This window comes from Bradyrhizobium acaciae, assembly GCF_020889785.1.
GTDB classification, from domain to species: domain Bacteria; phylum Pseudomonadota; class Alphaproteobacteria; order Rhizobiales; family Xanthobacteraceae; genus Bradyrhizobium; species Bradyrhizobium acaciae.
Map to the genome: position 1 here is coordinate 129574 of NZ_JACMYK010000003.1, position 14233 is coordinate 143806.

General features: G+C 64.1%; 13 protein-coding genes. All 13 read left to right on the forward strand.

What is annotated here, in order from left to right; translation table 11 throughout:
- Positions 1 to 16 precede the first annotated feature (16 nt).
- The 13 genes from H8A92_RS02935 to H8A92_RS02995 all read left to right on the forward strand — a co-directional run bounded on the left by H8A92_RS02935 (position 17) and on the right by H8A92_RS02995 (position 14044).
- Positions 17 to 1267 (forward strand): transporter substrate-binding domain-containing protein, encoded by a 1251-nt coding sequence (locus H8A92_RS02935; protein WP_175068368.1) that lies wholly within the window; start codon positions 17 to 19, stop codon positions 1265 to 1267.
- 125 nt (positions 1268 to 1392) lie between these two features.
- On the forward strand, positions 1393 to 2262 hold the full coding sequence (gene urtB / locus H8A92_RS02940; RefSeq protein ID WP_229194361.1) for an urea ABC transporter permease subunit UrtB: 870 nt from the start codon (positions 1393 to 1395) through the stop codon (positions 2260 to 2262).
- A gap of 16 nt (positions 2263 to 2278) precedes the next feature.
- Entirely contained in the window at positions 2279 to 3418 is a 1140-nt protein-coding gene (gene urtC / locus H8A92_RS02945) for an urea ABC transporter permease subunit UrtC (RefSeq protein WP_229194362.1), read from the forward strand.
- Positions 3415 to 4167 carry an urea ABC transporter ATP-binding protein UrtD gene (gene urtD, locus H8A92_RS02950; protein ID WP_229194363.1) on the forward strand — a complete coding sequence of 251 codons (753 nt, stop codon included), beginning with the start codon at positions 3415 to 3417 and terminating at the stop codon, positions 4165 to 4167. Before urtC ends, urtD begins: the two co-directional genes overlap by 4 nt.
- Positions 4160 to 4852, forward strand: coding sequence for an urea ABC transporter ATP-binding subunit UrtE (urtE, locus tag H8A92_RS02955; protein WP_229194364.1), 693 nt, complete (start codon positions 4160 to 4162; stop codon positions 4850 to 4852). The genes urtD and urtE overlap by 8 nt, the downstream gene beginning before the upstream one ends.
- Positions 4853 to 4881: 29 nt before the next feature.
- The gene (locus H8A92_RS02960; protein WP_212023070.1) at positions 4882 to 5919 is read left to right on the forward strand and encodes an aliphatic amidase; all 1038 of its coding nucleotides are present in this window, start codon (positions 4882 to 4884) and stop codon (positions 5917 to 5919) included.
- Between the two features lie 81 nt (positions 5920 to 6000).
- Positions 6001 to 7335 (forward strand): purine-cytosine permease family protein, encoded by a 1335-nt coding sequence (locus H8A92_RS02965; protein ID WP_229194365.1) that lies wholly within the window; start codon positions 6001 to 6003, stop codon positions 7333 to 7335.
- 34 nt (positions 7336 to 7369) lie between these two features.
- Positions 7370 to 8389 carry an alpha/beta fold hydrolase gene (locus H8A92_RS02970; RefSeq protein WP_229194366.1) on the forward strand — a complete coding sequence of 340 codons (1020 nt, stop codon included), beginning with the start codon at positions 7370 to 7372 and terminating at the stop codon, positions 8387 to 8389.
- 49 nt (positions 8390 to 8438) lie between these two features.
- Positions 8439 to 9251, forward strand: a complete 813-nt coding sequence (locus tag H8A92_RS02975; RefSeq protein ID WP_274613199.1) for a CbbQ/NirQ/NorQ/GpvN family protein — start codon at positions 8439 to 8441, stop codon at positions 9249 to 9251.
- Between the two features lie 14 nt (positions 9252 to 9265).
- Positions 9266 to 11554, forward strand: coding sequence for a nitric oxide reductase activation protein NorD (locus tag H8A92_RS40935; protein ID WP_229194367.1), 2289 nt, complete (start codon positions 9266 to 9268; stop codon positions 11552 to 11554).
- 195 nt (positions 11555 to 11749) lie between these two features.
- Positions 11750 to 12454: an STN domain-containing protein gene (locus tag H8A92_RS02985; protein WP_229194368.1), complete on the forward strand. Its 705-nt coding sequence runs from the start codon at positions 11750 to 11752 to the stop codon at positions 12452 to 12454.
- On the forward strand, positions 12451 to 12954 hold the full coding sequence (locus H8A92_RS02990) for an RNA polymerase sigma factor (protein WP_229194369.1): 504 nt from the start codon (positions 12451 to 12453) through the stop codon (positions 12952 to 12954). The genes H8A92_RS02985 and H8A92_RS02990 overlap by 4 nt, the downstream gene beginning before the upstream one ends.
- 94 nt (positions 12955 to 13048) lie before the next feature.
- Entirely contained in the window at positions 13049 to 14044 is a 996-nt protein-coding gene (locus H8A92_RS02995) for a FecR family protein (protein WP_229194370.1), read from the forward strand.
- Positions 14045 to 14233: the final 189 nt, after the last annotated feature.

Genomic DNA, 14233 nt, shown 5'->3' on the forward strand with positions numbered 1-14233 from the left:
CTGAAGGGAGCTAGGGATGAGCATTTCACGGCGGACTTTGCTGAGGAATACCGCGGCGCTTGGCGCGTTTGCCGGCGCCGGACTGCCGCACATCTGGATCAAGAACGCCGACCTCGCTTATGCCGCCGGCGGCGAGATCAAGGTCGGCGTGCTGTTCTCGCTGACGGGAACGACCGCGATCATCGAGGAGTCGCTCAACAAGGCGACGCTGCTTGCGATCGAGGAAATCAACGCCGCCGGCGGCATCAAGGGCAGCAAGATCGTGCCGATCGTCGAGGATCCTGCGTCCGATCCTGCGACCTTCTCGGAGAAGGCGCGCAAGCTCGTCGTCGGCGACAAATGCGTCAGCGTGTTCGGCTCCTACACGTCGGCCAGCCGCAAGGCGGTGCTTCCGGTGTTTGAGCGGCAGAACAATCTCTATTGGTATCCGACGCTCTATGAAGGCCGCGAGTGCTCGAAGAACGTGATCTACACCGGCGCGGTGCCGAACCAGCAGCAGGACGAGTTCGTGCCCTGGCTGGTCAAGAAATTCGGCAAGAAGTTCTATCTGATCGGCTCCAACTACATCTATCCGAAAGAAGAGAACAACTACTGCAAGAAGCTGCTTGAGAAGCTCGGCGGCGAGGTCGTGGCGGAAGAATATGTGCCGCTCGGCCATTCCGAATTCTCTTCCGTCATCAACAAGATCCGCTCGACGCAGCCGAACGTGATCTTCTCCACAGTGGTCGGCGATTCCGTGGTCGCGCTGCATCGTCAGTACAAGGCTGCCGGCCTCGATCCCGAGAAGATGCCGATGGCGAGTCTCACGACCTCCGAGAACGAGGTCGCGGCGATGGGCGGGGAGGCTGCCGCCGGTCACTTCACCTCGGCACCCTACTTCATGGTGCACAAGTCGCCGGAGAACGAGAAGTTCGTCGAGGCCTACAAGAAGCGCTGGGGCGCCGACAAGGTGACGCATTTCGTGTCTGAGGCCTGCTACTTCCAGACCTATCTGTTCAAGCAGGCGGTCGAGAAGCTTGCGACCAGCGACCTCACGCCGCCGAACATCCGCGACGCGGTCAAGGGCCAGGAAATGGTTGCGCCGCAGGGCAAGGTCCGGATCGAGCCGGAGAATCTGCACACCTGGCTGTGGCCCAAGATCGCGCAGGCGAAGTCGAACGGCCAGTTCGAGATTCTCGTCGAGGCCAAGGATTGGCTGAAGCCGGTGCCTTACGCGGCCTATCCCGGGCAGTCCTGCACCGAGAAGGGCCTGGTCGAGAAGAGCTGACGATGGGGGCGACAACGGCCGTCGGCGTGCGGCGCCGGCGGCCAGCATCCCCGCAACGAATGCCGCTCTCGCACAGCGCGTGCGAGAGCAGTGCCTGCCAACGAATATCGAAAGCGGATCCCGACGTGGACCAATTCATCGAACAAATCGTCACCGGCCTCAGCATCGGATCGATCCTGCTGCTGGTCGCGCTGGGCCTGTCGATCATCTACGGCTCGATGGGCATCATCAATCTCGCCCACGGCGAGTTCGTGATGCTCGGCGCTTACGCAGCCTGGGTGTTTCACACCTATCTCGGACTCGGCCTGCTGGCGAGCCTCGTTCCGATCTTCCTCGTGGTTGCCGCATTCGGCTGGGTTATCGAACGCTACGTTCTGAGCCTGCTCAACAACCGGCCATTGGATACGATTCTTGCGACCTGGGGCGTCGGCATCATGCTGCAACAGGCGGTGCGGCTGATGGTTGGCAGCGAGCTGCGCTACGTGCAGCTGCCCCCGGCACTGTCGAGCAGCATGAGCGTGTTCGGCATCCCGGTGTCGTCATATCGCGTGTTCCTGTTCGTGGTGTCGATCGCGCTGTTCGGGGCGACCTGGTTGCTGATGAATCGCACGACGGTTGGGATGAAGCTCCGCGCCATCATCCAGGACCGTTCGGTCGCAGCGTCCTTCGGCATCAACGCCAAACGGGTCTATGCGCTGACCTTCGCCTATGGCGCGGGCCTCGCGGGACTTGCCGGGGCGCTGGTGTCGCCGCTGAAGAGCGTATCGCCTGACATGGGCACCGGCTACGTGGTCGATGCCTTCATGGTGGTGGTGCTCGGCGGCGTGCAGAGCCTCGCCGGAACCGTCGCGAGCGCCTTCATCCTCGGCGAGCTCTCCGGCGGCATCGCCTTCCTGCAGAACGACACGGTGGCCAAGGCGATCGTGCTGCTCGCCATCGTCGTCCTCATCCGTTTCCGCCCCGAAGGGCTTTTCACCGCACGCGTGCGGGCCTGAGACAGATCGCTCATCTATGCCGTCGCATGTTTCTCACTCCAGCGGATTGCAGCGCCTGATCGCGCAGCTTGCACCGTTGCTGATCGTCTGCGCCGTGGTGTTCGCGCTCCCGGTGCTGCTCAACAATGATTTTCTGCTCAACAAGGTCGCGCGCTATCTGGTGCTCGGCATCCTCACGGTGTCGCTCGGCCTGTCCTGGGGCTTCGGCGGCATCCTGAACCTCGGCCAGGCGATGAGCTTCGGGCTCGGCTCCTACGCCATGGCGATGGCGCTGAAGCTCAAGACCGTGCCGGTGCATACCGGCGCGAGCGGGCTGCCGGACTTCATGGTCTGGAACAACGTCCAGCATCTGCCGTGGTTCTGGGAGCCGTTCCGCTCGCTGTCCTTCGCCATCGCTGCGGGCCTCGTCGTGCCGGCGCTGGTCGCGGCGGCGCTCGGCTGGTTCATGTTTCGCGGACGTGTCACCGGCGTCTATGTCTCGATCATCACGCTCGCCACCATGGTGGTGATCAATCTCGTGATCATCGACCAGCAGAGCTACACCGGGGGCTTCAACGGCATCACCGATCTGGCGCAGCTCGAGATTTTCGGCGTCGCGTTCGATGCCTATGGCCGCGCAACCTACTATCTCGTCGCCGGTTGCGTCCTGCTCAGCCTGCTGGTGGCCTTTGCCTTCACAAGGACCAAGGCCGGCCTGATCGTGCAGGCGATCCGCGATCACGAGAGCCGGGTGCGTTACTTCGGCTACGACGTTGCGCTCTACCAGATCTTCGTGTTCGCGCTGTCGGCGGCGATCGCAGGCCTTGCCGGCATGCTCTACACGGTGGTGATGGAGTTTGCCTCGCCGACCTTCCTCGGCGTGCAGCTTTCGCTTTCGGTGGTGGTGTGGTGCGCCGTCGGCGGCAGGCAGAGCCTGGTCGGTGCGTTCCTCGGCGCGGTGCTGGTGGCAGGCATGCAGGGCGCGCTGTCGGAATCCGCAGCGTTCCTGGAAACCTGGACACTGGTGATGGGCGCGCTGTTCGTGCTCGTGGTGCTGTTCCTGCCGAAGGGGCTCGCCGGCCTCGCGCAGGTCGTCCTGCGCTGGATCGTGCAGCGCCGCCAGGCTGCCGGTCGCGGCGTTGCGCAAGGCGTCGGCCAGACGGAGGGCAGCACATGAACTCCCATCTCGATCTTCGCGACGTCTCGGTCAGCTTCAACGGCTTCAAGGCGCTCAACGCGCTCAACATGAGCGTGCGCAAGGGCGAGCTGCGCTGCCTGATCGGGCCGAACGGCGCCGGCAAGACCACGGCGCTCGATATCATCTGCGGCAAGGTCAAGCCGAGCGCGGGTACCGTCAGCTTCGACGGCACCGCGCTGCAGGATCTCGAAGAATACGAGATCGCCCGCGCCGGCGTCGGCCGCAAGTTCCAGGTGCCGAGCGTGTTCCGCGAGCTTTCGGTGAGCGAGAACCTCGAAGTGGCACGGGCGCGTCGCACCTCCGTGCTCGGCAATCTGCGCTGGAACATCGGCAATACAGGGCGCGCGGACGTCGAACGTTTGGCCGAGCTGGTCGGGCTCACCGACGAGCTCGACCGCCCCGCCGCCTATCTGTCGCACGGCCAGACCCAGTGGCTCGAGATCGGCATGCTGGTTGCCCAGGACGCCGAGCTGATCCTGATGGACGAGCCGACCGCCGGCATGACGGCGCAGGAGACCCGCAAGACCGCCGAGCTGTTCGCGCGCTTGAAAGGCAGGCACACGCTGATCGTGGTCGAGCACGACATGGGCTTCGTCAAGGCGATCGGCGACGTCATCTCGGTGATGCATATGGGCCAGATGCTCGCCGAAGGCACCGCCGCGGAAGTCGAGGCGCATCCCGAAGTCCGCCGCGCCTATTTGGGATCGGGAGGCATCAGCCATGCTTGAGCTGACCGACGTCGACGCCTTCTACGGCAACAGCCGGGCCCTGCAGGGCATCAACCTGGCAGTCGGCAACGGCGAATTCCTCTCGGTGCTCGGCCGTAACGGGGTCGGCAAGACCACGCTGATGCGCAGCATCCTCGGCCTGATGGACCGCTGCACCGGACGGCTGTCGCTCGACGGCGCCGACATCTCGCCGCTGCGCACCCATCAGCGCGCCAAGGCCGGTATCGCCTACGTGCCGCAGGGGCGTGGAATCCTGCCGCGCTTCACCGTGCGGGAGAATCTGACGCTTGGAACCTTCGCCGCGAAATCGGCCAACGGCATCGAGGAATGGGTGCTCGAGTTGTTTCCGGTGCTCAAGGATTTTCTCAATCGTTACGGCGGCAATCTCTCCGGCGGCCAGCAGCAGCAGCTTGCGATCGCCCGTGCGCTGCTCGCCCAGCCCAAGGTCATCCTGCTGGACGAGCCGACCGAGGGTATCCAGCCGAACATCGTCGAGCAAATCGAAGACGTGATCACCCGCCTCAACCGCGAGCGCGGCATCACGGTCGTGCTGGTCGAACAGAATGTCGCGTTCGCGCGGCGCGCCTCTCACCGCTTCGCGTTGCTCGAAAAGGGACGCGTCGTCGCCAAGGGTGCGATCGGTGAGCTCACCGATGATCTCATCCAGCTGCACATGGCCGTGTAGCGGGAATATTCAAGAAAGGGAGTCGAGACATGTTGCATGGAGACATATCGAGCAGCAAGGACACGGTCGGCGTCGCCGTGGTCAACTACAAGATGCCGCGTCTGCACACCAAGGCCGAGGTGCTGGAGAACGCGCGCAACATCGCCAAGATGGTCGAGGGCATGAAGCTCGGTCTGCCGGGCATGGATCTCGTGATCTTCCCGGAATACTCGACCCACGGCATCATGTACGACTCCAAGGAGATGTACGAGACGGCTTCGTCGGTGCCGGGCGAGGAAACCCGCATCTTCGCCGACGCCTGCCGCAAGGCCAAGGTCTGGGGCGTGTTCTCGCTGACCGGCGAGCGCCATGAGGAGCATCCGAACAAGGCGCCGTACAACACCCTGATCCTGATGAACGACAAGGGCGAGATCGTTCAGAAGTATCGCAAGATCATGCCGTGGGTGCCGATCGAGGGCTGGTATCCCGGCGATTGCACCTATGTCTCTGATGGCCCGAAGGGACTGAAGATCAGCCTGATCATCTGCGACGACGGCAATTATCCGGAGATCTGGCGTGACTGCGCGATGCGCGGCGCCGAATTGATCGTCCGTTGCCAGGGCTACATGTATCCGGCCAAGGAGCAGCAGATCCAGATCTCGAAGTCGATGGCCTGGGCCAACAACTGCTACGTAGCGGTCGCCAACGCCTCGGGTTTCGACGGGGTCTATTCCTACTTCGGCCATTCCGCGCTGATCGGCTTCGACGGCCGCACGCTCGGCGAGTGCGGCACCGAGGAGAACGGCATCCAGTATGCGCAGCTGTCGGTCTCCCTGATCCGCGACGCCCGCCGCAACATGCAGTCGCAGAACCATCTCTTCAAGCTGATGCACCGCGGCTATACCGGCCTGATCAACTCAGGCGAAGGTGATCGCGGTCACGCGGTCTGCCCCTACACATTCTACAAGAACTGGATCACGGACCCTGAGGGCACGCGGGAGATGGTCGAAGCCATGACCCGGCCGACCGTCGGAACCGACGAATGTCCGATCGAGGGCATTCCGAACCAGAAGGTCGCGCATCGCTGATCGGAAAAACCGGGCTGCGCCGGCGCGATCGCTTGCGCCGGCGTGGCTCCGAAACTGTTGCAAAGGGAAACGGGGGTTACCATGAGCAGCCAAACGGACAACGGACTGGTTCAGCAGACCGAGGGGCAGATCGACGATCTTCTCGGCCATGAATTCGAACACGAGCCGGTGCCGATCAGCGCCAGGCGCAGCGCCTTCTCGGTCATGATGGTATGGCTGGGCTTTCCCATGATCATCACCGGCGCGATGACCGGATCGCTGCTGGTGCTCGGCATGGGCTTCAAGAATGCACTGGTGGCGATGATCGTCGGCAATCTGATCATGTTCGCCTATGTCGGCGCGCTCGGTCTGATCGGCACGCGGCGCGGCATGAACTTCGCGCTGATCGCCAGCATCGTGTTCGGAAAGAAGGGCTATGTGCTGGCGTCCGGCCTGCTGTCGACCTTGCTGCTGGGCTGGTACGCGGTGCAGACCGGCATCACCGGCGCTCTGATCTCCTCGACTTACGGCCTCAACTATGTGGCGATGACGATCGTCGCAGGCGTGCTCTATATCGCCATCACCTTCGTCGGTGTGAAGGGATTGCACTATATCGGGTTGGCATCGGTGCCGCTCTTCGTCGTTCTCGGCCTCTGGGTCGCGGCTGATGCCGCCTCGACCACGACAGCCACAGCCATCTTCAGCTATGCCGGCAATAACGGCGTAACCAGCATGTCGATGGGCGTCGGTCTCACGGTGGTGCTCGCCTTGTTTATCGACGCCGGCACGGTGACCGCGGACTTCAACCGCTGGGCACCGAGTCCACGGGCATCGCTGGTAGCCACGTTCAGCGCATTTCCGTTCGCCAATCTGGTGGCGATGCTGGTTGGCGGCGTGATGACGGCTGCGCTCGCGGTGCCGAACGCCAATCCGTTCGGCGTCGATAACATGTTCGGTTACATGAACGGCAAGCAGCTCACCTGGCTCAGCATCCTCGCGTTCATCTTCCTCTACGCCAATCTCGGCTCGGTCTGCTCGCACTGCCTGTACAACGCGGCCACCGGCTGGTCGCGCATCCTCGGCACCAACATGCGCCTGATGGCCGTGATCCTCGGCGCCATCGGCATCGTTGTCGCCGCGGGCAATGTCTGGGCGTTCTTCATCCAGTGGCTGTCGCTGCTCGGCATCCTCGTGCCGCCGATCGGCGCGATCATCCTGGTCGATCAATACCTGTTGCGGGCCGGAGCGCGAGCGGACGTGGACTGGCGTGCGAAGCCGTTCATCGCCTGGGGCATCGGGTCGCTGTGCGCCTTTGCGGTTGAAAATCTGATGCCGGGGCTGTCCACTGCGATATCAGCCGCGCTGGTCGCCGGTATCGTGTACGGGGCGATCGCGCGGGTGGAGTCGTCGACGGAGAAGGTGGCGCGTCCCGCGTAAGCGATCAGCTCAATCAAGCAAGAAGGGTACATCAATGAGCGTCGACTATCAGATCTATGATCTCGGCAATCTGACCTTGCAGCGCGGCGCGACCATCCGCGACTGCAAGCTCGCCTACAAGACGTTCGGCCAGCTCAACGCGGCCAAGGACAATGTGATCGTCTATCCGACCTGGTACTCGGGCCAGCACTACGACAACGAATGGCTGATCGGGCCGGGCATGGCGCTCGATCCGGCGAAGTACTTCATCATCATTCCCAACATGCTGGGCAATGGTCTGTCGTCGTCGCCGAGCAACACGCCTGAGCCGTATAATGGGCCGCGCTTTCCGCAGGTGACCGCCTATGACAATGTGCGCGCCCAGCACCGGCTGGTGACCGAGAAGTTCGGCATCAAGCACATCCGCCTGGTGGTCGGCTGGTCGATGGGCGCCTTGCAGACCTTCCATTGGGGCGCGCTCTATCCCGACATGATGGATCTCTTGGCGCCGTTCTGCGGCTCGGCCAAATGCTCGCGGCACAATTATGTGTTCCTCGAAGGCGTCAAGGCCGCACTCACGGCGGACGCCGCCTGGAAGGAGGGCTGGTACACCGACAAGCCGGCCCGCGGCCTGCGCGCCGCCGCGCGGGTCTATGCCGGCTGGGGCTTTTCGCAGGCGTTTTATCGCGAGCAGCTCGACATCAAGACGATGGGGTATTCGTCGCTGGAGGATTTCCTGGTGGCGTTCTGGGAGGGCTTCTTCCTGCCGAAGGACGCCAATAACCTGCTCACCATGCTGTGGACCTGGCAGAACGGCGACATCAGCGCCAACGAGATCTACAGCGGCGATTTGAAGGCGGCGTTGCGGGCGATAAAGGCCAAGACCTACGTCATGCCCGGTCAGACCGACCTCTATTTCCCGCCGGAAGACAGCGAGAACGAGGTCGCGAACATGCCGAACGCCAAGTTCGTGCCGGTGCCGTCGATCTGGGGCCATTTCGCGGGCGGGCCGGGAACCAATCCGGTCGATGTCGCCTTCATCGACACCAAGCTCAAGGAATTGCTCGCATCGTGATCTCAAACGATTGCGAACGACTGCCTGCGCGATCATGGGAGGCGTGAGCTTGTCCAATCCCGCTTTGCTGCTCGACCAGTACCGGATCCGGGAAGAGCCGTACTACCGGCCGCTCAAGGACGAGGTCGAACTGTTCGGCGCAGCCTATGCGAACCGCATGCCGGTGATGCTGAAAGGTCCCACCGGCTGCGGCAAGACCCGCTTCATCGAATACATGGCGTGGCGGCTCGGCCGGCCGCTGATCACGGTGGCCTGTCACGAGGACATGACGGCGGCTGACCTGGTGGGGCGGTGGCTGCTCGACGCAGAGGGCACGGTGTGGAGCGACGGGCCGCTGACGACAGCGGTACGTCTTGGCGCGATCTGCTATCTCGACGAGATCGTCGAGGCGCGGCAGGACACGACGGTCGTGATCCATCCGTTGACGGATGATCGGCGCGTGCTGCCGCTGGAAAAGCGTGGCGAGCTGATCCACGCGCATTCCGACTTCCAGCTCGTGATTTCCTACAATCCCGGCTACCAGAGCGCGATCAAGGACCTCAAGGAATCCACCAAGCAGCGCTTCGCGGCGCTGGATTTCGGTTACCCCGACCGGCCGGCCGAAACCGAGGTGGTGTCGCGCGAGGCCGGCATCGAACCCAACCTCGCCGATCTCCTGGTGAAGATCGCCCAGCACAGCCGCAACCTGAAGGGCCAAGGTCTCGACGAGGGCGCCTCGACCCGGATGCTGGTCAATGCCGGCCGCTTGATCGGATGCGGCATCAGCCTCGAGAAGGCATGCGAGACCACGATCGTCGTTCCGCTGACCGATGACGCTGACACCAGGAACACGTTGCGCGACGTGATCTCGGCCTGTGCGTGAATGGAAACTCGGAGGTGGCGGTCGCGCAAATCAGTTCGCTCGATAGCTTCCGATCCGGACGCCGGCTTGCGGCGCTCTTGCGTGGCCACGATGACATCGGCGCGGCCGTGCAGGCGGCCCGGGCCGCATTGTACCGGATGGCTCCGCCCGATCATCTCGCGGCCTGGGACGAGGCTGTGCACGACCTGTTCGAGGCCAATCTCGGCAAGGCCGTGCTGTCGGGCTTTCTGCAACTGTCGCAGCAATGGCGAGCGCCGCGATCGACCTATGACCTGATCGCGATCGGCCGCGCCGCTGGGGATATCGGCCGCAACGCCGGCAGCCGCGCTGCCCATGCGCTGCTGGCCGAAATGTCCAAGGTGCTACCCCGGCTCTCGGGGGCTGGAGAGCTCTCGACCGTTCTTGCCGCGCTTGGCGAGCTCGCCGATGTGGGGCCGGAATCGGTCGGCCTTGCGATCGGCCGCCTTGGGCAACTGCTTGCGCATGCAGGCGGCGAGGATTTCTCCGCCTGGGTTTCCGCCGGCTTGCGCGCAAGCGGCGGCCGCGCGGCGCGGCGGCGCACTTATTTCGCGCTCGACGATCCGCTCTCGGCGCGGCTGTTCGCCGTCGGCCGGACCGGCGACGATTTCGCACGGCTGGAGAAACGCCTCGCTGCCACAACGATCGCCTTGTGGAACAGGAAGCCACGCTTCCGCAAGCTAGCCGTTGCGCCGGCACCGGTGCCGCGGCGCACGTCGCTCGTCGCCGGCCTGATCGGCCTTCCCGAGACCTTTCCCGGCTTCGAGAGTGAGGCGGCGGACGCGGTCTATCTCGCAGCCGTCGCGCATGCCGGTGCGCATCTGGCGCTTTCCACCGTCCGCTTTCCTGTCGGGCGACTGAAGGCGCTGCAGATTGCGCTGATCTCGCTGATCGAGGATGCCAGGGTCGAGACGTTGACGCTGCGCGAGATGCCCGGCCTCCGCCGGCTGTGGCTGCCGTTCCACACTGTGACGCCATCGGGGCAGGCCACAGCAGCCGGACTGATGATGCGGTTGGCGCGGGCGCTGATCGACCCGGACTATCGAGATCCGGATGCGTGGGTGACCAAGGGACATCAGCTGTTTGCCGATGCCGCCGGCCGCTGGACCGATCCGGCCATCAGCCGCGAGATCGGCGGGCTGCTCGGCAACGACATCGGGCAGATGCGGCTGCAATTCAATGCCAAGAGCTACGTCGTCGAACCGGCCTATCGCGACGACAATCTGGCACTGTGGGATTTTGGCGACCAGCCGGACAGCCCGACCGAGACGATCGAACTTGCGATCGATTCGGTACGGATCGAACGACGTGACGATCCGAGCGGTCTATCAATCGATAACAGCGCCAAACCGGACGAGACGCTGCGCGCGAAGGCCAGCGCGGTGACGCTGCTGGACGGATTTCCGGTCGCGACCTACCCGGAATGGGATTATGCGGCGCGTACCGAACGGGCGGACTGGACCACGATTCTGGAAGCCGATGCCGACGTTTCCGCGCCGCCGTTCGATCCTTCGACGGACACCGAGGCGATGCGCTGGATCACCGAGCTGACCCGCGACGCGTCGATTGGTCGCCGCGTCCGGCATAAAGGCCAGCGTGATGGCGATGCGCTCGACATCGACGCGGCGATCGCACTGACGATCGAGCGGCGCGCCGGCAGCATCAGCGAACCAAGAGTCTACCAGCGTGATGCGCCGGGACCGCGCGATCTGGCGATTCTGCTGCTGCTGGACCTGTCGCAATCGACCGCCGATCGTGATCGCCGTGGCCGGACGGTTCTCGATGTCGAGCGCAAGGCGGCCGCGATCATGGCGACGGCGGTCGACGCCGCCAATGACGCGATCGCGGTGCATGGCTTCAGCTCCGACGGCCGCGAGCGCGTCCGCTATCTGCGCATCAAGGGCTTTGAGGAGCCGATGGACGCCGTCGTTCGTGCGCGCCTCGCGGGGCTTGGCAGCAGCCATTCCACCCGGCTTGGGGCGGCGTTGCGCCATGCCGGGGGCTATCTCGCAGGCCGGCGCGCGTTCCGAAAGGTGCTGCTGGTCCTCACCGACGGCGAGCCTTCCGATGTCGACGTGCCCGATCCGCAATATCTCGTGGAGGACGCACGCCGTGCCGCGCAGCAGCTGCGGCGGCGCGGCACCGATATTTTCGCCTTTGGTGTCGGCGAGGACAGGTTTCCCCAGCTCGATCGCATTTTCGGTGAACGCTGTGCCCTCCGCGTGCCGCGGATCGAGGTGCTGCCGCAACGGGTGATGCAGCTTTACGCCGAACTGAAGAAATAGAGGGTGCTGCCGTCCCGGGACGGTTCAGATCCTCCTCCGCGAGCCTACGCACCGCTGTCACACTTCGGCGCTAACGTTGCAGATTGGACACAGCGGCCCGCTTGGGAAACAATCGACGCGGATACGATGGGCATTCGATTTCTTTCGAGGGGCTTGGCGGGAGGCCCCTCAGACGCTCCTCGTCGATTGTGCGTCTTGATCTGCCTCTGCATGCTGGCCGCCGGCACCGATGTCGCCGTGGGACAAGAGGGGCCGAGCGCCTCTGCAATGCGCATCACGTTCGATATTCCCTCGCAACCCCTGACATCCGCGCTGGAAAGCTATGGCGCCACGTCGAAGCGCGAGGTGCTTTACGATGCGCGGCTTGCGACCGGCCGGCTCTCGGGCGAGGTGAGGGGAGTCTTCGCGCCATCTGAAGCCTTGCAGATGCTGCTCGATGGGACCGGCCTTGTCGGCCGTCTGACGTCTGAGAATGCAGTGGTGATTGTGCCCTCGTCTCCGGCTGCCGGGCAGCGGACGACGCCCGACGCCGAAGCGCTAAAGGGCGATCCAATCATTCGCGCCCGTTACTATGCCGTGGTGCAGGAGCACGTGAGGGACGCATTCTGCCGGGATACAGTGCTGCGGCCGGGCCGGTATCGGATCGCCGTGCAGTTCTGGATCGCTCCAACCGGAACCGTCCAGCAGACCAGGCTTCTGAGCAAGACCGGCGATGGGCGCGTCGATGGTGCGATCGAGACCACGCTTCGCGGATTGAGAATGAAGGAGGCGCCTCCGCCGGGGATCTCGCAACCCCTCACCATGGTTGTTGCGCCGCGCCCGTCGGAACAGGCGAAGGATTGCGCCGGCATCGACGCAATCCGCAACCAGCGGCCAGGCGAATTGAGCGTGCCGCAATGAGTGACGCAACCCGGACCATGCTCCGCAGCTTCCTGGCTGCCCGTTACGATGATCTCAAGCTGCGGCTTAGCCGTCGTTTGGGATCGGCGGAGCTGGCCAGTGATGCGTTGCAGGACACCTATGTGCGTCTCGGACGTGCGGAGGTGGTGGGTTCGGTCCAAAGCCCGGCCGCGTATCTGTTCCGCATGGCCTTCAATGTCGCAATCGATCGGCAGCGGGCAGAGAAGCGGCGCCTGGCCCGCAACGAGGTCCAGGATCTGCTGCATATCGTGGACGAAGCGCCGGGGCCGGGTCAGATTGCGGAGGCCCGCTTCGAGATCGAGGCCTTGGAGAAGGCGATTGCGGAACTGACGCCACGGCGCCGGGTCATCCTGTTGGCGGCGCGGCTTCAGGGGATGCCGCAGCGGGAAATTGCCAGCCGGCTGGGGGTCTCGTTGCGTCTGGTCGAGAAGGAGCTCCGCCTCGCCCAGGAACACTGCGCGCTGAGGCTGGGAAAATAGTTGTGCGGTTTATGGCTATGGCGAACGTCAAATGGACAAGCGGACGACCCGGCTGCGGAGGCCGCCGATGGCGTGCGCTGCGAGGCAAGTCCGAATGACCAGCGAAGGCGGCAAATCGACCATGGGGCTCGGCGCGATGGAGCGGGAAGCACACGCCTGGGTGAGGCGCCTGACGTCCGGAGACGCGACGGTCGAGGACGCCGATGCGTTCCAGGTGTGGCGGCGGCAGAGCGCAGCCCACGCGATTGCTTTTGCGAGTGCAAGCAAGCTTTGGGAGACGGTTGGCAACGCCGGTCATAACCTCCGGTACGACCCTGCATCGCTCGGCGCGTTGCTTGATGGCGAAGCAAGGCGCGTGATGAACCGCAGGCTGGTCCTTCGCGGCGGACTTGCCACCGCGGCGGTGGCTGCCGGGGCAGTCGCGCTGCGTCCCCCGCTCGAGCTCTGGCCGTCATGGTCCGAGCTTGCGGCAGATTACCGGACGGGTGCGGGAGAGCAGCGCAAGCTTGCCTTGAGCGACAGCGTCTCGATCAACCTCGACTCGCGAACCAGCATCGCGCTGCGGCCGGACCACGGCGACACCAGCCGGATCGAGTTGATCACCGGACAGGCATCGATCGCGACAACTCCGCAGCTGTCGAGACCTGTGACTGTGATCGCGTCCAGCGGTCAAACGGTTGCGACGCAAGCCTCGTTCGACGTGCGCTACCTCGGCGCCGAGGTGCGTGTCACCTGTTTGGGAGGCGAGGTTCGCGTCGAGCATCAGGGGATTGCCCGCACTGTTCGTGAGAGGCAGCAGATCGCCTACGACGAAAGGCGCTTGAGCGATATCGTCGCAATCGATCCGGCGGTCGAAGCGGCCTGGCAAGAGGGCTTGCTCGTCTTCCGTTACACGCCGCTGCCCAAGGTGGTGGAAGAGGTGAACCGGTACCGATCGGGCCGGATCTTCATCGTCAATGCCGATCTGAACGCGCATCTGATCAACGGCCGCTTCCATATCGATCGGATCGACGAGGTTCTTCTGCAGCTGGAGCAAGCCTTTGGCGTGAAAGCGAAAACACTTCCCGGCGGCATTGTGCTGCTGAGCTGAGGAGGCGGCCAACGGGGGGTGCGAAAAAAGTTCGAGTCCGGCGTGCGGGTCGACCCGTTGGGGATCGTCACAGCCGCAAGGGTCTCGGTGCCGGCGCCGGGACACGAATGTTCGGCTCGACGTCGCCCCGCGCAAGAAAGCGATTCCATGGTTCCCCGCTTCTCCAGGTCTCTATCCGGCGCAACCGTT

Coding starts and splice junctions, on each gene's coding strand:
- H8A92_RS02970 (WP_229194366.1), top strand. CDS start 7,370: ATGAGCGTCGACTATCAGATCTATGATCTCGGCAATCTGACCTTGCAG.
- urtE (WP_229194364.1), top strand. CDS start 4,160: ATGCTTGAGCTGACCGACGTCGACGCCTTCTACGGCAACAGCCGGGCC.
- urtC (WP_229194362.1), top strand. CDS start 2,279: ATGCCGTCGCATGTTTCTCACTCCAGCGGATTGCAGCGCCTGATCGCG.
- H8A92_RS02995 (WP_229194370.1), top strand. CDS start 13,049: ATGACCAGCGAAGGCGGCAAATCGACCATGGGGCTCGGCGCGATGGAG.
- urtD (WP_229194363.1), top strand. CDS start 3,415: ATGAACTCCCATCTCGATCTTCGCGACGTCTCGGTCAGCTTCAACGGC.
- H8A92_RS02960 (WP_212023070.1), top strand. CDS start 4,882: ATGTTGCATGGAGACATATCGAGCAGCAAGGACACGGTCGGCGTCGCC.
- H8A92_RS02990 (WP_229194369.1), top strand. CDS start 12,451: ATGAGTGACGCAACCCGGACCATGCTCCGCAGCTTCCTGGCTGCCCGT.
- H8A92_RS02965 (WP_229194365.1), top strand. CDS start 6,001: ATGAGCAGCCAAACGGACAACGGACTGGTTCAGCAGACCGAGGGGCAG.
- H8A92_RS02935 (WP_175068368.1), top strand. CDS start 17: ATGAGCATTTCACGGCGGACTTTGCTGAGGAATACCGCGGCGCTTGGC.